The organism is Micromonospora echinaurantiaca, assembly GCF_900090235.1.
GTDB classification, from domain to species: domain Bacteria; phylum Actinomycetota; class Actinomycetes; order Mycobacteriales; family Micromonosporaceae; genus Micromonospora; species Micromonospora echinaurantiaca.
Genome location: NZ_LT607750.1, coordinates 6457320 through 6474152, shown reverse-complemented (window position 1 = coordinate 6474152; position 16833 = coordinate 6457320). Strand labels below are relative to the sequence as shown.

General features: G+C 71.3%; 21 protein-coding genes, 1 tRNA gene and 1 riboswitch. Of the genes, 7 read left to right on the top strand and 15 right to left on the bottom strand.

Going from position 1 to position 16833, the window contains the following annotated elements; all coding sequences use genetic code 11:
* The first annotated feature begins 16 nt into the window (after positions 1-16).
* On the top strand, positions 17-805 hold the full coding sequence (locus GA0070609_RS29395; RefSeq protein ID WP_088996796.1) for an aminoglycoside N(3)-acetyltransferase: 789 nt from the start codon (positions 17-19) through the stop codon (positions 803-805).
* Between the two features lie 30 nt (positions 806-835).
* Here GA0070609_RS29395 and GA0070609_RS29390 read toward each other — a convergent pair whose 3' ends face one another.
* Complete coding sequence (locus tag GA0070609_RS29390; protein WP_088996795.1) at positions 836-2089, bottom strand: RNA polymerase sigma factor; 1254 nt, start codon at positions 2087-2089, stop codon at positions 836-838.
* On the bottom strand, positions 2082-2423 hold the full coding sequence (locus tag GA0070609_RS29385; RefSeq protein ID WP_088996794.1) for a YciI family protein: 342 nt from the start codon (positions 2421-2423) through the stop codon (positions 2082-2084). Before GA0070609_RS29385 ends, GA0070609_RS29390 begins: the two co-directional genes overlap by 8 nt.
* A gap of 144 nt (positions 2424-2567) precedes the next feature.
* Positions 2568-2650, top strand: a riboswitch (ZMP/ZTP riboswitch).
* Positions 2651-2661: 11 nt separating this feature from the next.
* On the opposite strand from GA0070609_RS29385, the gene GA0070609_RS29380 reads away from it, so the two are divergent.
* Both GA0070609_RS29380 and GA0070609_RS29375 read left to right on the top strand, forming a co-directional pair.
* Positions 2662-3558 (top strand): bifunctional 5,10-methylenetetrahydrofolate dehydrogenase/5,10-methenyltetrahydrofolate cyclohydrolase, encoded by an 897-nt coding sequence (locus GA0070609_RS29380; RefSeq protein ID WP_088996793.1) that lies wholly within the window; start codon positions 2662-2664, stop codon positions 3556-3558.
* Positions 3559-3662: 104 nt separating this feature from the next.
* The gene (locus tag GA0070609_RS29375) at positions 3663-4037 is read left to right on the top strand and encodes a VOC family protein (protein WP_088996792.1); all 375 of its coding nucleotides are present in this window, start codon (positions 3663-3665) and stop codon (positions 4035-4037) included.
* Positions 4038-4128: 91 nt separating this feature from the next.
* On the opposite strand, the gene GA0070609_RS29370 is transcribed toward GA0070609_RS29375, so the two are convergent.
* The 4 genes from GA0070609_RS29370 to GA0070609_RS29355 all read right to left on the bottom strand — a co-directional run bounded on the left by GA0070609_RS29370 (position 4129) and on the right by GA0070609_RS29355 (position 6602).
* Positions 4129-4572, bottom strand: coding sequence for an SRPBCC family protein (locus tag GA0070609_RS29370; protein ID WP_088996791.1), 444 nt, complete (start codon positions 4570-4572; stop codon positions 4129-4131).
* A 1-nt stretch (position 4573) separates the two neighbouring features.
* Positions 4574-4924, bottom strand: coding sequence for an ArsR/SmtB family transcription factor (locus tag GA0070609_RS29365; RefSeq protein ID WP_088996790.1), 351 nt, complete (start codon positions 4922-4924; stop codon positions 4574-4576).
* A complete protein-coding gene (locus tag GA0070609_RS29360; protein WP_088996789.1) occupies positions 4921-5379 on the bottom strand; it encodes an SRPBCC family protein in 459 nt (152 codons plus the stop codon). The genes GA0070609_RS29365 and GA0070609_RS29360 overlap by 4 nt, the downstream gene beginning before the upstream one ends.
* Positions 5380-5540: 161 nt before the next feature.
* Positions 5541-6602 (bottom strand): aldo/keto reductase, encoded by a 1062-nt coding sequence (locus tag GA0070609_RS29355; protein ID WP_088996788.1) that lies wholly within the window; start codon positions 6600-6602, stop codon positions 5541-5543.
* Positions 6603-6781: 179 nt separating this feature from the next.
* On the opposite strand from GA0070609_RS29355, the gene GA0070609_RS29350 reads away from it, so the two are divergent.
* Positions 6782-7366 (top strand): TetR/AcrR family transcriptional regulator, encoded by a 585-nt coding sequence (locus GA0070609_RS29350; protein ID WP_231928452.1) that lies wholly within the window; start codon positions 6782-6784, stop codon positions 7364-7366.
* A 63-nt stretch (positions 7367-7429) separates the two neighbouring features.
* Here GA0070609_RS29350 and GA0070609_RS29345 read toward each other — a convergent pair whose 3' ends face one another.
* Both GA0070609_RS29345 and GA0070609_RS29340 read right to left on the bottom strand, forming a co-directional pair.
* On the bottom strand, positions 7430-7939 hold the full coding sequence (locus GA0070609_RS29345) for a pyridoxamine 5'-phosphate oxidase family protein (protein ID WP_088996786.1): 510 nt from the start codon (positions 7937-7939) through the stop codon (positions 7430-7432).
* 73 nt (positions 7940-8012) lie between these two features.
* Positions 8013-8735: an HAD family hydrolase gene (locus GA0070609_RS29340; RefSeq protein ID WP_088996785.1), complete on the bottom strand. Its 723-nt coding sequence runs from the start codon at positions 8733-8735 to the stop codon at positions 8013-8015.
* Positions 8736-8884: 149 nt separating this feature from the next.
* Here GA0070609_RS29340 and GA0070609_RS33440 point away from each other — a divergent pair, with 149 nt between their 5' ends.
* Complete coding sequence (locus GA0070609_RS33440) at positions 8885-9058, top strand: hypothetical protein (protein ID WP_157748326.1); 174 nt, start codon at positions 8885-8887, stop codon at positions 9056-9058.
* A gap of 559 nt (positions 9059-9617) precedes the next feature.
* Here the strand turns inward: GA0070609_RS33440 and GA0070609_RS29335 are convergent.
* Both GA0070609_RS29335 and GA0070609_RS29330 read right to left on the bottom strand, forming a co-directional pair.
* Entirely contained in the window at positions 9618-9962 is a 345-nt protein-coding gene (locus GA0070609_RS29335) for a zinc finger domain-containing protein (RefSeq protein ID WP_088996784.1), read from the bottom strand.
* 111 nt (positions 9963-10073) lie between these two features.
* Positions 10074-10403: a nucleoside triphosphate pyrophosphohydrolase family protein gene (locus GA0070609_RS29330; protein ID WP_088996783.1), complete on the bottom strand. Its 330-nt coding sequence runs from the start codon at positions 10401-10403 to the stop codon at positions 10074-10076.
* Positions 10404-10647: 244 nt separating this feature from the next.
* Between GA0070609_RS29330 and GA0070609_RS29325 the strand changes: the two genes are divergently transcribed.
* A complete protein-coding gene (locus GA0070609_RS29325) occupies positions 10648-11385 on the top strand; it encodes a hypothetical protein (RefSeq protein WP_088996782.1) in 738 nt (245 codons plus the stop codon).
* A gap of 181 nt (positions 11386-11566) precedes the next feature.
* Here the strand turns inward: GA0070609_RS29325 and GA0070609_RS29320 are convergent, their stop codons facing one another.
* The 4 genes from GA0070609_RS29320 to GA0070609_RS29305 form a co-directional block, all read right to left on the bottom strand.
* A complete protein-coding gene (locus GA0070609_RS29320) occupies positions 11567-12583 on the bottom strand; it encodes a CU044_5270 family protein (protein WP_088998034.1) in 1017 nt (338 codons plus the stop codon).
* Positions 12583-13137: an RNA polymerase sigma factor gene (locus GA0070609_RS29315; RefSeq protein ID WP_088996781.1), complete on the bottom strand. Its 555-nt coding sequence runs from the start codon at positions 13135-13137 to the stop codon at positions 12583-12585. The genes GA0070609_RS29320 and GA0070609_RS29315 overlap by 1 nt, the downstream gene beginning before the upstream one ends.
* A gap of 136 nt (positions 13138-13273) precedes the next feature.
* On the bottom strand, positions 13274-14377 hold the full coding sequence (gene mraY, locus GA0070609_RS29310) for a phospho-N-acetylmuramoyl-pentapeptide-transferase (protein WP_088996780.1): 1104 nt from the start codon (positions 14375-14377) through the stop codon (positions 13274-13276).
* Positions 14378-14773: 396 nt separating this feature from the next.
* Positions 14774-14847: transfer RNA gene (locus GA0070609_RS29305), tRNA-Gly, on the bottom strand.
* 334 nt (positions 14848-15181) lie between these two features.
* Between GA0070609_RS29305 and GA0070609_RS29300 the strand changes: the two genes are divergently transcribed.
* Positions 15182-16168, top strand: a complete 987-nt coding sequence (locus GA0070609_RS29300) for a zinc metalloprotease (RefSeq protein ID WP_088996779.1) — start codon at positions 15182-15184, stop codon at positions 16166-16168.
* A gap of 61 nt (positions 16169-16229) precedes the next feature.
* Here the strand turns inward: GA0070609_RS29300 and GA0070609_RS29295 are convergent, their stop codons facing one another.
* Positions 16230-16775: a pyridoxamine 5'-phosphate oxidase family protein gene (locus GA0070609_RS29295; protein WP_088996778.1), complete on the bottom strand. Its 546-nt coding sequence runs from the start codon at positions 16773-16775 to the stop codon at positions 16230-16232.
* Between the last annotated feature and the right edge of the window lie 58 nt (positions 16776-16833).

Below are 16833 nucleotides of genomic sequence, written 5' to 3'. Positions count from 1 at the left end.
TCGTACGCTGCGCCGCGTGGACCAGTCGATGCCGCACACCGTGGACAGCCTCGCGTCGGACCTGCGCGCCCTCGGCCTCGCCGCCGGTGACGTGGTGCTGGTGCACTCGTCCTACCGGAGTCTCGGGTTCGTCGCCGGTGGCACCCAGGCGGTCGTGCAGGCGCTGCTGGCCGCCGTCGGCCCCGACGGAACCCTGGTCGTGCCGACCCACACGCCGGACAACACCGACCCGGCCGGCTGGCGGCACCCGCCCGTACCGGAGGCGTGGTGGCCGGTGATCCGGGAGCGGACGCCCGGCTTCGACCCGGCGCGCACGCCCAGCCGGTACATGGGAGTCCTGGCCGAGACGGTCCGCACCTGGCCGGGGGCGCTGCGCAGCGACCACCCGCAGGTCTCCTTCGCCGCCCTCGGCCGGCACGCGGTGGAGGTGGTGGCCGGGCACCCGCTGGACGACGCGCTGGGCGAGCGCTCGCCGCTCGGCGCGGTGTACCGGCTGGCCGGCAAGGTGCTGCTGCTCGGCTGCGGGTACGACTCGAACACCTCCCTGCACCTCGCCGAGTACCGGCAGGCCGCGCCGCCGCGCGCGGCGACCGGGTCGTCCCTGCGGCAGCCGGACGGGACCAGCCGGTGGGCCACCTGGGTCGACGTGGTGACCGACGAGAGCGACTTCGACCGCCTGGGCGCCGACTTCGACGCCACCGGGCAGGCGACGACCGGCCGGGTCGGCGGGGCGACCGCCCGGCTGATGCCGCAGCCCGCCCTGGTCGACCACGCCACCGCCTGGATGGCCGCGCACCGGCACTGACGGCGGGCACCTGATCCGGTCGGCGGCGGTTCAGGTCGACAGGTCGGCGGCGCGGTCCAGCAGGGCGCGCCGCTCGGAACCCGCCCGGCACATCGCGGCGGCCCGCCGGAACAGCGCCGCCGCCCGCTCACGGTCCCCCTGGCGGGCGGTCAGCTCGGCCTCGGCCGCCACGGCCGGCGGGTAGCCGTCCAGCGCCCCGCCGGCCCGGGCCTCGGCCAGCAGCGCCAGCCCGGCCGCCGGCCCGTGCGCGAAGCCGTGCGCCACCGCGCGGTTCAGCCCGATCACCGGTGACGGCTGGATCCGGGCGAGGTCGTCGTACGCCCGGGCGATGGCCGGCCAGTCGGTGGCCGCGGCGGAGGCGGCGGTGGCGTGGCACGCGGCGATCCGGGCCTGGAGGGCGTACGGGCCGGCCGGGCGCACCCGGGCCAGGAGGTCGACGGCCTCGGCGATCGCCGCGCGGTCCCAGCGGGTGCGGTCCTGCCGGTCGAGCGTGAGCAGGTTGCCGTCGGCGTCGCGCCGGGCGTCCCGGCGGGAGTGCTGCAACAGGAAGAGCGCGAGCAGCGCGGCGACCTCCGGCTGGTCGGGCATGAGCCGGACGAGCAGGCGGGCCAGCCGGATCGCCTCGTCGGCGAACGCGGGCTCGCCGTCGGCGTCGTAGCCCCTGGTGAAGAGCAGGTAGAGCACCGCGAGTACGCCGGGCAGCCGCTCGGCGAGCATCGGGCCGGTCGGCACCCGGTAGGGGATGCCGGCGGTGGTGATCCGGGTCTTCGCCCGGGTCAGCCGCCGGGTCATCGTCGACTCGCTGACCAGCAGGGCGCGCGCGATGTCGGCGGTCGGCACGCCGCAGACGACGCGCAGCGTCAGCGCCACCCGGGCGTCCAGCGACAGCGCCGGATGGCAGCAGGTGAAGACGAGCCGCAGCCGGTCGTCCACGATCTCCTCCCCGGTCGCGAGGTCCGGGCCGGCCGGTGCCTCCCCGGCGGGTTCCGGGCCGGCCAGCGTGAGCAGCGCCAGCTCGTGCAGCTTGCGGCGTTCGACGGAGGCCCGGCGCAGCACGTCCAGCGCGCGGTTGCGGGCCACCGTCATCAGCCAGCCACCCGGGTTGGCCGGCACGCCGTCGCCGGGCCACCGTTCGAGGGCGAGCGCCAGCGCCTCCTGGGCGCAGTCCTCGGCCAGCGTCCAGTCCCCGGTCACCCGGATCAGCGCGGCGACGATCCGGGCGTACGAGTCGGCGCAGGCGGCCGCGACGGCGTCCGCCGTCGCGGCCGCCGGTGGGTCAGTCACCCGGGGCCAGATCGGCGAAGGGGCGCAGCTCGATCCGGCCGGCCCGGGCCATCGGATGGGTCCGGGCCACCTCGATCGCCTCGTCCAGGTCGGCGCACTCCAGCAGGTCGAAGCCCACGATCACCTCCTTGGTCTCGGTGAACGGACCGTCGGACACCAGCAGCTCGCCGTTGCGCACCCGGACCGTGGTGGCCGCCGTCGTCTCGGCCAGCACGTCGCCGGTCAGCCGGCGGCCACGGGCGTCGTTCTCGGCCACCCACGCCTCGATGTCGGGCCAGTTCTCCCGGTCGGCGTCCGGCTCGGTGTCGCTGCAGACGAACATCATGTACTTCATCTCGGCTCTCCCTGGTCGGTGATTCTCACCAGGGTGACGAACGGGTGGCCCGGTTCCGGACCGTACCGGCCAAGATTTTTTCCGGCGACGGTGCCGGCGGCGCCCGGGGTCGCCTGGCGCCGCCGACGCCGGATGGGGCAAGCTGGGTGGGAACGCGACTGGCGGCACGGGGATGGCACCAACCATCGGGGAGCTCGCCGTGGGAGTCGACCGCCTGGGCACCCACGTTGGGGGAGCCATGCCCATCGCAGACGACACCGCCGTGATCCCGCACACCGCCCGGCTGCTGTCCGGCAAGCCGCTCGCCGACAAGGTCTTCGCCGAGGTGGCCGACCGGGTGTCCCGGCTGCGCCGGGCGGGCGTCGTGCCGGCGCTCGCGACCGTACTGGTCGGTGACGACGACGCCAGCGCCGGTTACATCCGGATCAAGCAGCGCCAGGCGGCGGAGCTGAACTTCGAGTCGCCGCACACCCACCTGCCGGCCGACGCCACGCAGGAGGACCTGCACCGGGTGATCGCCGGCTACAACGCCGACCCGGGGGTGCACGGGCTGCTCGTGCAGTACCCGGTCCCGGCCCACCTCGACTACGACCGGGCGTTGCAGAGCGTCGACCCGGACAAGGACGTCGACGGGATGCACCCGCTCAACATCGGGCGGCTGGCGCTCGGGCTGCCCGGGCCGCTGCCCTGCACGCCGGCCGGCATCGAGGCGCTGCTGGCCCACTACGACATCCCGGTCGCCGGGCGTGAGGTGGTCATCCTGGGCCGGGGCGCGACCCTCGGCCGGCCGCTGTCGATCATGCTGGCGCAGAAGCGGCCCACCGCCAACGCGGCGGTCACCGTCGTGCACACCGGCGTGCCGGACTGGGACCGCTACACCCGGCGCGCCGACATCCTGGTCGCCGCCGCCGGCGTACCCGGGATCATCCAGCCGGAGCACGTCAAGCCGGGCGCGGTGGTGATCGGGGCCGGCGTCCGCTACGAGGGCCGCCGGCTGCTGCCGGACGTCGACGAGTCGTGCGCCGAGGTGGCCAGCGCGATCACGCCCCGGGTCGGCGGGGTCGGCCCGACCACGGTGGCGATGCTCTTCCGCAACGCCGTCGACGCCGCCGAGCGGCTGAGCGGGCGCGCCTGAGCCGCGGCGCCCCGGCCGGCCGGGGGCGGAAGGCCGGCCGGGGCGGAAGGCCGGTCGGGGCGCGCGTGCTTGACCCACGCCGACACCTGGGTATGGACGGTGGTATGGAGGATCGACCTCGGCTGACGCTGACCGCCACCGTGCTGGATTCGCCCGACGCCCGGGAACTGGCCGCGTTCTACGAACGCCTGCTCGGGTGGCCGCGGGACGAGGACGAACCGGACTGGGTCACGCTGCGCGCGCCGGGCGGCGGCGCCGGCCTGGCGTTCCAGACCGAGTCGGACTACGTACGGCCGGTGTGGCCGGCCGGGCCGGGAGATCCGCAGATGATGATCCACCTCGACATCCAGGTCGACGACCTGGAGGCGGCCTCCGCCCACGCCGTCGCCGCCGGGGCCACCCTGGCGGACTTCCAACCCCAGGACGACGTACGGGTGCACCTCGACCCCGCCGGCCACCCCTTCTGCCTCTACCTCTGAGTGGGTGCCGGACCCGGTTCTGCCGCTGTCGCTGAGCGGGTGCCGGACCCGGACCGGCGTCGGCGCGTCGGTCCGGGTCCGGCCGCCGGGATCAGTGCCAGTCGCTGATCCGGACGTCGTCCGGCGCCGGCCGGCCGCGCCCGGTCTCCACCAGCTCCTTGAGACTGAGCAGGAACGTCGCCCACTTGGTGCTGCAGTGGTGCATGAACTCGACCGGCTCGCGCCAGCCCTCGTGCCGGAACTGGACGATGGTGTACTCGCCGCGCCGGTCGAGGCGCCAGTCGATCTCGGTGCCGACCCATTCCGCGGGCCCGTCGGTGACCCGCCACCGTACGTGGCCGGCGGGATCGAGCTCCAGGACCTCCATGTCGAAGCCGCCGACGTCGCCGAACCGGAACGCCAGCTGGCCGCCGACCTCGCTCTTGCCCGTGGTGTCCGTCGTCCACCAGCCGGCGATGCCCTCCGGCGTTGCCACCGCCCGGTAGACGTCGTCGAGCGGCGCGACGACGCCGACCCGGTGCAGGATGTCGACCATCTCAGTCTCCTCGGTTGTTGTCGCGGTTGCGTTCGATCGCCTCGGCGATCCGCTTGATCCGGCGGAGTCGGGCGTCCCAGGTGGCGCCCACCGCCGACAACTGGGCGACAGCTCGGGCGAGCTGCGCCTCATCGACCTGGTAGCGGCGCTCCCGACCGGCCGGCGTGCCGTGCACCAGGCCGACCCGGTCCAGGACGGCCAGGTGCTTCGAGACGGCCTGGCGGGTGACGGGCAGCCGCTCGCTCAGTGACGTGGCCGTTCCCGGCCCTCCGGCGAGCAGAAGATCGATCATCGTACGCCGGATGGGGTCGCCGACCGCCGACCACAGCTCGTCGTCGATCGCCGTGCTCATGCGGTGGCGACCAGCCGCGCCACGTACGCGCCGAGCGCGGGGAGGTAGTGGTCCCAACCGCTCTCGTGGTCGCGGTACTGCGCCTCGAGCTGGGCGATCTCCCAGCCCATCTCCCGGAAACCGGTCTCCGTCATCCGGACCCGGGTGCCCCCGCCGGTGGGGACCAGGTCGAAGGTGACGAACAGCGAGTTCCCGGCCCGGTCCGGCGCTGAGTAGCACCACCGGAACGAGAACCGCTTCGGTGGATCGACCTCGACGACGGCGAGGGCGATGGTCGTCGTCTCGCCGGTCTCCGCGTCGCGCCAGACGAGCTCGCCGGGTGCGCCGGCGACCGACTCGAACCGCGCGTCGTCGGGCCACCACTCCCGCATGTGCTCGGGCCGACTGATCACCTCGAAGACCACCTCGGGCGAGGCGTCGACCTGGATGTCGCGCTCGATCGATCCGTACTCCATGCGTACCACCCTTTCGCAACCTTTGGTTGCGTCTAACCTACCCAACCACCTCCCGACGTGCAACCTTCGGTTGCATGTTTGGCGCCCGTCGGGCGGCCAGCGCCGGGGCGGCACCCGGCGCGGCACGCCCGCGGAGCCGAGGGGCCGTCGTCGTTCCCGGGTCAACCCCGACCGGCGTGGACCGCGGCGGGGACCGCCGGCGGGTTGACGCGAGCGAACCCCTCCTGTCGGTGGTACGGGAAGTACGGGTAGGGCGGCGTCGTGGCGCTCGCCGCGTCGAGCCGTGCCACCTGCTCGTCGCTGAGCGACCAACCAACGGCGCCGAGATTCTGGCGCAGCTGGGCCTCGTTCCGGGCGCCGACGACAACGGACGACACGGTCGGGCGCCGCAGCAACCAGTTGAGGGCGATCTGCGGTACGGCCCTGCCGGTCTCCGCCGCGATCTCGTCGAGGACATCGACCACCCGGTAGAGCAGCTCGTCGGGGACCGGCGGGCCGTAGTCGGCGGTCTGGTGCAGGCGACTCTGCGCCGGCAGCGGCGCGCCTCGGCGTACCTTGCCGGTGAGCCGGCCCCAGCCGAGCGGGCTCCAGACCACGGCGCCGACCCCCTGGTCGCGCCCGAGGGGTAGCAGTTCCCATTCGTAGTCGCGCCCGACGAGGGAGTAGTAGACCTGGTGGGCGACGTGGCGGGGGTAGCCGTAGCGTTCGGCGACGGCGAGGGACTTCATCAACTGCCAGCCGGCGAAGTTGGAGACGCCGACATAGCGGATCTTCCCGGCCCGTACGAGGTCGTCGAGCGTCGAGAGCACCTCCTCGATCGGCGTGCCGGCGTCGAAGGCGTGCAGCTGAAAGAGATCGATGTAGTCGGTGCCGAGGCGACGCAGCGCGTCCTCACACGCTCGGATCAGCCGCAGCCGCGAGGAGCCGGCGTCGTTCGGTCCGTCGCCCACCGGAAGGCCGCTCTTCGTCGAGAGGATGAGGCCGTCCCGGCGCCCCTTGATCGCCGCACCCAGCACCTCCTCGGAGGCTCCGTCGGAGTAGACATCGGCGGTGTCGAACATCGTGACGCCGGCGTCCAGGCAGATGTCCACCAGCCGCCGGGCCTCCGGCACGTCTGTGGTGCCCCAGGCTCCGAACAACGGCCCCCGACCGCCAAAGGTGCCGGCGCCGAAGCTCAACACGGGCACCGTGAGGCCGGACGCTCCCAGGCGTCGAAATTCCATGACCGGTCCTTCCCTAGGTCGGCAGCAGCAGCACCTAACGGAACTGTAGTTCCGTTAGGTGCCTGGCTACGATAACATCGACCCGCCCTTAACGAAACTGGAGGCCCGTTATGGTTGCTGACGAGGCGCCGGCCGGGACGCTGCGGCCCGGCGGACGGACCGCGCGGGTGCGGCGAGCGGTGTTGCGGGCCACCGGCGACGTACTGGCCGAGAAAGGCTTCCGTCACCTGGACCTGGCCGAGGTCGCCGAACGTGCCGGCGTCGGCAAGACGACCGTCTACCGTCGCTGGGGCTCGGCCGCCGGACTGGTGGCCGAGTTGCTGGTGGAGATGGCCGAGGACTCACTACCCCGAACCGACACCGGGTCGCTCCTCGGCGATCTGCGGGCGAACGCCCGACTCGTGCAGCGCACGCTGACCGACCCGCGACAGGGACCGCTCTTCAAGGCGGTGATCGCAGCCGCCAGCTGGGACGAGCGGACCGCGGAGGCCCTGCACCGGTTCTACGACACGCGCCTGCAGGAGTGGGCGCCCTGCGTGCGGCAAGCCGTCGATCGCGGCGAGGTGCCCACCGGCACCGACGCCCGCGAGGTGATCCGCGCCGTTTCCGCTCCGCTCTACCATCGCCTGCTGCTCAGCGGTGACCCACTGGACGAGGCCGCCGCGGACCGCGCCGCCGAGGCCGCCGCAGCCGCGGCACGGGCCGGTGCGTACGTCGTGCCAGCGGCGGGGTCCGCCAATTCGGCCACGGCCCACCTCCCCTGAGGCGACGTGGCGGGCGATGTAGTGGTGCGGTTCCAGCCGCCCGCCACGCCGCGGGAGGCGTCGTCAGCGACGCCAGAACTGGCGTGGTGCGAACCCTTCCCGCCGCAGCCAGTGCTCGGTGTAGACGATCCGCTCCGCTTCGATGACCACGAGTGTGTCCTCGGGCGGCTCGGACAGCGGTCGCCCGCGCTCCGCGTGCTCGTTCTCCCAGCGGAACGCCGTCCAGTAGTGCGCACGGTCCGGATGCTGCGGATCCAGCACCCTGGCGGTCCCGAACAGTTGGGCGCCGCGGCTGCTGGCCAGCCCCACCAGTGGCGCGAAGATGCCGACAGAGACGCGCGGGTCGGCGGCGATGTTGCGCATCTTGGGCGAACGCGGCGCCGCGGTGAAGAGCACCGCGAAGCCGAGCGGGTAGTAGCGCACCGGGGTGGCCAGGGGGCCGTCCGGACCCGTGGTCGCGAGCACACACATGTTCTGCGACGACAGCAGGTTGAGGATGCGTTCTTCCAGCCGTTCGCGGTCGAGCCGCTTGTTCGGCGTGGGCCCGGACAGCCACGGATTCGTCAACGGCATACGGCGTCCCCGACCATGGCGAGCACCCTACCCACAGCACCTAATCTGCCCGGCGGGCTAATCACATCCCGCCTTACCTCAGGTCATCGGTTGGCGTTGTGCGAGACGCGCGGCCGGTACTTCCTGAAGCCCCGGGCGGCTGGTGCAGCAGGGTGGGCAGGTCGCGAAGGGTGGCGAACGCCGGCCCGTCCCAGCTCGGGTCGGTGTCGTTGTGCTCCGTGGTCCGGAGCACGGTCATCCCGACCCCTGCCGCGCCGGCCAGCTCGCCGTCCGCGCCGTCCCCGACGAAGACGCACTCCGCCGGCGCGACGCCCAGCAGCTCAGCGGTCGTCCGGTAGATCGCCGGGTCCGGCTTGGCCACCCCGACGTCGCAGGAGAAGACCGCGACGTCGAAGCGGCGGGCGAGTGGACTCCGCGGCCATGCCTCGGCGGTCTCCGACGTCGCATTGCTGATGAGCGCCAGCGGATGCCCGGCGTCGCGCAGCGCGTCGAGCATGTCCAGGGTCGCGGTCGAGACCGAGCCCAGCACCCGGCGCGCGAGGGATCGTCGGTGGGCAGCCGCACGGGTCACCTGCTCGTCGGTCGGGGCGCCGCCGAGCCGTCCGGCGAGGACGCGGATCGTCTCCTCCACGTCCCACCGGACAAGCCGCTCACGCCAGGTGGCGTGGTACGCGGCGACCAGCGCGGCCGGATCCACCCCGACCATGAGCGCCATCTCGCCGACCACCCGGTCGCGTTCGTCGTCGGCACCGTGGACCAGGGTGTGGAAGAGGTCGAAGATCACGGGCCGGGACACGGGAAAATACTACTGAGATCATCGCCGGCAGTTCCGAGCTTGCGGGTCGCGGACGGCCACTGTCAGCTCGGGATCGGACAAGATCGGCTGGCCTGTCGGGTCCGCTGAGCCGCGTGGTCGACGCGGGCCGTCGGGGTCATGATCGGGCGATGGGACCCCTCACGCTGCGCCGCCGGTTTCGCCCTTGGCGCTACAGCATTAGCCATTCAACCCTGCTGCTGCACGCCCACGCCGACAGTGGGTACGACGAGCACCTCAACGTCCTGTTCGAAGACGTCCGCGCTGTGAAGCTCCGCCCGTTCTACGAACCACGTCCCACGTGACGAGCGGCCGCTGGCCGGAAGCGCCCGGCGACTCCGGTCAGCGACGGTTACGGGATCGGCGGACCGCCCAGACCCCGCCAACGATCGCGGCGGCAGTCGGCACAAGGCAGCAGAGTGTCAGGACGAACAGGTGCCACGGCTTGATTGCTCCCATGGCCGGGAGAATATGCACCGCTCCCGGGCACCGCTGTCCGGCGCGCCTCAGTTCGGACAAGCGTGCTCAAGGGGTCGTGCTGCCCGAAGCGCTTGCGGCCGGAGGTCGGCGGAGATGCGTCTCGTGCCTGCTCGTGGCCGCAAGCCCGAACCCGCCACGACGTGTCGCTGCTAGCCGCGTCGGCTCCGTCGACGCCAAATGAGCAGACCTGCGACTGCGACCGCGATGGCGGCGAGGATAGGCCAGTCTCCCGCGACGGTCGCCTCCGGCAAGGCCCGCACCGGCCTGGACTCGGCCTCGTACTCGTCGCCCTCCGGCGATTCGTTCATGCCGACACGCTATCGGGCCGAACCCACCAGACCCGGGTCACCCTTGCGTCGCGTCGTGGTTCGCGCGGGGGCAGCTTCATTCTTTGATCAACTCGCGCAGCTTCCGACCCCGCTCGACCCGCTCCGAGTGCAACTCGTCCTCCAAGACGTGGCCCGGCAGGTTGCTGCAGCTCTGACCGGGATAGGCATGGCAGACGGGGCAAAGTACGTACTTCGCGTTGAACGGCAACGGGATGCCCTGGGACAACGCGGCCATGCCGATCTTGCGGGCGGCGCGGTACAGCTCCTCGTCGCGATGGACGGCGGCGGCGTCCGTGATGTATTGCAGAGCGGACCAGAACGACAGCCCGGCCTCCTCCCTGCTCAGCCCTCTCAGCTCCCGAACCAGCCGACCCTCGGGGGACTCCTCCAGATGCTCCACGCGTCCGATCTCCCCGCTCCTTGGAGGAGGAAACCCCAGGCCAGGTCCTGTACGACTTCCCGGACGAAGCATCCGCACGGTCGATGGTTGTGGGTACGCCCAACCCCTGGCTCAGCGGTTGTCGCCGCTGCCACTCAGCACGCCACGGCCCTGGCGGCTGGCCAGCTTGGCCAGGTTGGCCGTCGCGATGTCGTCCAGCGACAGGTCGAGGTAGTCGGCGAGCACGGCCACGTACCAGAGCACGTCACCGAGTTCCTTGGCGATGTCGGCCCGGTCGATCCGCGACTCGTCGCTGTCCAGGTCGCGGACCCACTTCTTGAACTTCTCGGCGATCTCACCCGATTCGCCGACCAGCCCGAGCACCAGGTGAAGCAGCTCGTTCCGCTTGTCACGTGGAGCGGCGGTACGGAGGGCGCCGCGCTGATACTCGTCCAGGTCCATGGCGGACCAGTATGGCCGAACGCGGCACGCCACGGCGGAGGCTGATCGGGTCATCGCCCCAGGCGCTGCACGATGCGGTGCGCGCCGACCAGAAGAGGGCCAAGGGAATCGGGCAGGCATCGGACACGCCGACAGCCAAGCGGCCTGTTCCGCCACCAGGCCGGCCGTGATCAATGGGGTCGAGTCGAGGCAGCCGGTCTAATACGGTGGGCGAGTCAGAGGCCGGCCCCACTGGAGCGGTTGTTTGTCCGACGTGCCATACACCGAGCCGTACCTCCCCAGCCGGGACCCGATGATCGTGCCCTGGTACCTGACGTGGGCGGAGGTGAACCCGGCCCGACAGCCGTTCGATCCGGACACCGCCCCGGCCGTCATCCAATCGCTGCCGCCCTCCGCCGCCGTCCCCACCCGGCCATCCGGCCGGTCGGGCAGACCGGAGGTGTACAGATGGGGGCAGCAGCAGGGCACCCGGTGGGCGGACGAGATGAGCTTTGCGATCGTCGATCACTACGGGCACTGGGCGTCGGGCTGGCGGTGGGGTGTCGGCGAGGCCGACTTTGGCGGCGGCCCGGTCCATGCCTGGTGCTGCCCCGCCGACAGCATGGGTGACCCGGAGCAGACGCTCGGCGTGGTGGCCGAGGCGCTGATCGAGTGGCGGGGGTGGCTGGAGGAATTGGCCGAACGCTTCGACCGGTTCCTGCCGCTACTCGTCGCCGGCCCCGCCGACCCGGCCGACTGGGAACGGGCAGCGCTGCACCTGGTCACCGTGGTGGTCGACCGCACCTGCGCCGACGGCGGTTGGGAGTGGCACTGCCGGCAGGTGCTCGGCTGGTTTCTCGGGCTGGCGGGCCTACCGTCCGAGCGGCACAAGCCGCTGCTCGACCGGTCGATCGACGGTCGCTTCGACGCCTTCGTCACCCCATCGAACCTGCTGATTCAGGACGTCCCCGAACGACTCGGCCGGGCGGTGACCGGCCGGTGATCGAGTCCACCGCCGACTGGCTGCGGCCCACCGCGGCCGGTACCTCAGGGCACGGCCAGCGCAAGAAGCGGTAGCAACGATCGAGGCCCCTGACACCGGCTTGTGGCCCGTGAATGGCCCAGCCCCGACCGCGGAGGTGGCCGGAGGCCACCCCGTAGGAGTGGCTCCCGGCACCGGCGATTCAGTTGGGTTGATCGGCCCAGGCGGTGTCGAGGATCACCTGGTACGAGCTGATCTGTACGGGCGAGAGGGTCAGCAGCTCGTGGGCGAGCAGTTCCCCGGTGTTCGGGTGGAAGATCAGAAGGGACTGCTGGTTGTGCTCGCGGTCGTCGAAGGTGACGGCCACACCCTTGCGACCGGCCCGATCGGTCACCTGGCCCCGCCACAGGAAACCGGGCACATCGGCAAGGACCCGCAGGATCTCAGCGCGCGTCTGGCGCGGAACGACATACCGCCCGTACACCGTGCTGACTTCCTTGCTGACGGCGCCTGCGCCGAACCTGACCTTGAGCATTTCGTTCAGCTGTGCCCGACCCGACGGCAGCGGCGCGAGGTCCGTCGGCGGCAGGGGCATGTCGTCGGGAGCGGGGGTGGCGGAGGCGGCAGCCTTGGGCTTGAGGTTGCGCTGCCAGTAGTCCCGGGACTCCTGGTCTGGATACTGCGGCTCAAGTTGAGTCGTGACCTGCTTACCGGTCCCGTCGGCCGCCTGCCAGACCTTGGTCTCGTCCGCGAAAGCGACGTGGTGGCGACCGTCGGCGGACGTCATCACCGGGTCGCCCCACGTCTTCGTGTGGTGGTACATGTACCGGCCGGTGCGGTTGTCGTACTCCGAGTCGATGAGCCTGCTCGCCAACGCGCGCAGCTCGCTCCCCGCGTCACGGGCGCCAGCGCCGTACGCCACCGGCACGAGCACCACCCCCGGATCCGCTCCGGGTGGACTGACGTTCTCCGAGGTGTCCGGGTTGGACGGGCCGAAGGTTTGCGCGATCGCTGCGGCGCCGACCGCTACGGCCAGCGACCCGGCCGTCAGAACCAGCCTGCGGGTCGGGCGTGCCTGACGGCGATGGGCGACGGGCTCCGCGACAACTTCAGCCCGGTTGATCAAGTCGTGTGCCGACAGCCTGGGCGGTGCGATGGTGGTGTGCCGAGCCGGGTCGATCGGCTTGAGGAGGGTACGGGTTCGCTCTTCTCCGAACATCACACGGCCTTTCGAGGACTAGCCAGCACCGGCTGCTGTGCCGGCGATCCAGGTCGGTACGACATCGCGTCGTTGAGGCGTCTACGGGCGCGGTGCAGGCGCACCGCGGCGGTGGTGCGGGTACAGCCAAGGACCTGGGCGGCCTCGGCAACCGTCAGCTCCTCCCAACCGACCAACCGGAGGATTTCCTGATCAAGGTCGGTGAGGGTCGCCAGGGCGGCCCGAAGATCGGCCACGCCCACGGTCGCGTCGGCGCCGGGCGAGCCCGGTTTCTGCAGTAGGCCAGCGTCGGTGATCGGTAGTACATTCGGCGCAGCTCTCCGCGCTCGCCATTCGTTCGCGAGCAGGCGCCGAGCCACCCCGTACAGCCAGGGCAGGCTGCGGTCCGGGACCTCGCGGCGACGCCGCCAGGCGATGACGAACACCTCCTGAGCAAGTTCAGCCGCCGCTTCCATGTCGGCGAGCCGGCGCTGGCCGTACTTCACCACCTGCCCGTAATCGGCCGCGTAGACCCTGGTGAACCAGTCCTCATCGCGTTTCCCCGGTGGACCCATCCAAGACTCCCGCCTCGTTGACGAACTCTCACCGTGGCTTGTGTCCTCTCCGGCCCGATGATTACCGGCAACCACCTATCAGAGCCGCACGCCGCGGCACGCTGCCTCCGGGTACAACAGGCTTGTCGCGTGGCTCTTATCCAACGACCGCCAAGTAATCCGAGTAGAACAGGCCCAGGCCGACCGCCACGCAGACGCCGGCCACGATCCAGAACCGGACCACAATGTTGACCTCGCTCCATCCGGCCAACTCGAAGTGGTGGTGCAACGGCACCATCCGGAAGACGCGTCTACCGGTGGTCCGGAACGAGACGATCTGGATCACCCAGGTCGTCGTGATGATGACGAAGAGCCCGCCGATCATGATCGAAAGCAGCGTCGTGCGGGTTGCCACCGCGAGCCCGCCGATCAGGGCGCCGAGCCCGAGCGAGCCCACGTCACCCATGAAGATCCGCGCCGGGGACGTGTTCCACCACAGGAAGCCCACGCAGGCGCCGGCCGCCGCCGCGGCGATCATGGCGATCTCCAGGGGATCCCGGACCTGGTAGCAATAGTCGTTCACGCGGGCGTACGCGTCGTCGGCGCACCAGTGCCGGTACTGCCAGAACCCGATCAGCGCGTACGCGCCGAGCACCAGGATCGACGCGCCGGTGGCCAGGCCGTCGAGGCCGTCGGTGAGGTTCACGCCGTTCGACATCGCCATGATCACGAAGACGATGACCATGACCGCGCCGACCTTGCCGACGTCCAGCCAGCTGATGTCGCGGATGAGCGAGATGTGCTCGCTGGCCACGGTCTGGCCGTCGGTGCTCGGCACGTAGAGCGCGGCGATGCCGAACCCGCCGCCGACGAGCGCCTGGCCGAGGAGCTTGCCTCTGGCGGACAGGCCATCGGAGTTGCGCCAGCGCACCTTGAGGAAGTCGTCGAAGAAGCCGACCGCGCCGCAGAAGACGAACAGCCCGAGCAGCACCAGGGCCGTCATGGTCGGCCCCTCCTGCGCGATCTGCCGCTCGGGCAGGGTGGTCAGGGCGATGTGCCCGGCGACGTAGGCGAGGACGGTCGCCACGATGAAGACGACGCCGCCCATCGTGGGCGTGCCCTTCTTGCCCTGGTTGCTGGCGAGCCCGATGGATCGGATCGGCTGGCCGGCCTTGAGCGCGGTGAAGACGCGAATCGCCACCGGCGTGCCGAACAGGGAGATGATGAACGCGACCGCGGCCGCGACGATGACCGCCCTCACGGGCGAACCTCCACGAGATCCGGATTTCTCACGGCGTCCCCACCGAGCTTCCACATCAGCGCCGGACGTATCGACCTGAGCTGGCCGTGCAGATGGTCCTTGGCGAAGTCATCGATCACGAGGCACGAGCTTGCCATCCGGCGGCGAGCGGAGCAGCCCTGGACCTCACAGCGCCGTGCCGTTCAGGGTGAGGCAAGCTAGCGCGGCCCCTCCGCCCGGGCCGTGGTGATCCATCAGCACACGGCCCGGGAGCGTGACGAGCACATCGCTGACGGCCTCAGCTCGCAGATCAAGGAGAGCAGGGATCGGGCACGCAGCGGGCACGGCCGGCGCAAGAAGCGGTGGCAACGATGAAGGCCCCAGCCAGGAAACCTGCCCTGAGCCGGGGCCTTGCGGTGGAGCGGGTGACGGGAATCGAACCCGCACTGTCAGCTTGGGAAGCTGATGTTCTGCCATTGAACTACACCCGCAAGCGGCACCACTGTACCTGAGTCACCACGCCGGTGCATCCAGGTACCCCCTCCGCCGGACCGCGCCGTCAGCCCCGCGGGCGGCGCGCCGCAAGATCCACACACAACTTTCGGGAAGTAGCGGCCTCACAGACCCCGCGAGGCAACAACTTGCGGGATGTCGCGCCGACCCAGCCGGGCCGCCCGGCCGAGGGACCAGCCGCTGCCACGAAAAAGTTTCAGTCCGGCAACATATGGGCGTTCTCAAATCTGTCGATCGGTTGTAACGTCTGGCCCACGTTCTCAGCCACGGCGTGACATACCCCCTGTCGCGCCGCCAGAAAGAGGTGGGCCCATGGGACTTCGTCCCGACCTGCTGACCCGGCGTGCCGCCGGTGTCGCGTCGACGACCCTCGCGCTGCTGCTCAGCACCGCCGCGGTGGGCGTCGTACCGGCCGCTTCGGCCTTCTCCGCCGCACCCGGTGAGGCATGCGTCGAGCCGGCCGACGTCCACGCCGATGCCCGGATCAAGGCGGGCGGCGCGGCCAGGCACGAACCGAACGAGCTGACCCTCGCGGAGACCCGCGAGCGGGAGGCCGACCTGGCCGCCGCGCTGCGCGAGCGGGCGCGCTTCCGCGCTGGCGCCGGGGCGACCACCCTCGCCGCGACCGTGACGATCCCGGTCGTGGTGCACGTGATCCAGGAGAACAGCACCCGGGCCGGCGGCAACATCCCGGACTCGATGATCACCTCGCAGATCAACGTGCTGAACCAGTCTTACAGCGGCGCGACCGGCGGCGCGGCCACCGCGTTCAGCTTCCAGCTGCAGAAGATTAACCGGGTGACCAACCCGGCGTGGTACCCGATCGTGCAGGGCTCGTCGGCGGAGCGGTCGATGAAGTCCTCGCTGCGGGAGGGCGGCAAGAACACCCTCAACGTGTACCTGGGCGAGCTGAGCAACGACCTGCTCGGTTGGGCGACCTTCCCGCAGCGCAAGCTGAGCAGCATGGACGGCGTGGTCGTGCTGAGCGAGTCGCTGCCGGGCGGCACCGCCGCCAACTACAACCAGGGCGACACCGGCACCCACGAGGTCGGCCACTGGCTGAACCTCTACCACACCTTCCAGGGCGGCTGCTCGGGCCAGGGCGACGGCGTCAGCGACACTCCGGCCGAGGCCTCGCCGGCCTTCCAGTGCCCGACCGGGCGGGACACCTGCACCGCCCCGGGCGCCGACCCGATCACCAACTTCATGGACTACACCTACGACTCGTGCATGTACCAGTTCACCGCCGGCCAGGCGAGCCGGATGCTGACCGCGTGGAACGCGTACCGCGCGGCCTGATCTGACGTACGGCCATCGGTGCCGGCTCCGCACGACGGAGCCGGCACCGCTGTCTTCGCGGCTAGGCGGCCTCGCGGCGGGCGTCGTGGTGCCGCAGCCGCGACGCGGGGTCGGCGGCCGGGGCGTCGGCGGGCGCACCCGGGTCGAGCCAGACCTGGACGGCGGGGCGGCCGTGACCGTTGCCGGGGCCACCCGCGGCACCCGCGTCACGGCGGGTCAGCATCGCCACGTCGACGGTGAACTCGAACAGCCGCCAGTCGACGTGCGGAGCGGCCCGGTGGCTGCGGGCCAGCCGGGCGACCCGGGCCGGGTCGGTGACCGGGCGGGCGTGCCCGGCGACGTAGGCCTCGTCGTCGCTCTCCTCCGGCGGGAAGGAGTGCAGCGCATAGCGCCCGTCGCGTTCCAGGTCACGCCGTTTCGGCGAGTCGACCACGAAGCAGAACAGCCCCTCGTCGGTGATCACCGGGGAGACCGGGTGCACCCGGGGCCCGCCGTCGGCGCGGACCGTGGCCAGGTAGCCGAAGCCCGGCCCGTACTGCTGCATGAGAACGCGGATCCCGTCGGCGAGTCGGGGCTCGTCAGCGGCGAATTCGGACCAGGAAGCCATGTGGACAGTCTATCGAACAGGTGTACGAACACCTAGTCCGACACGCAGGTCACCCGGG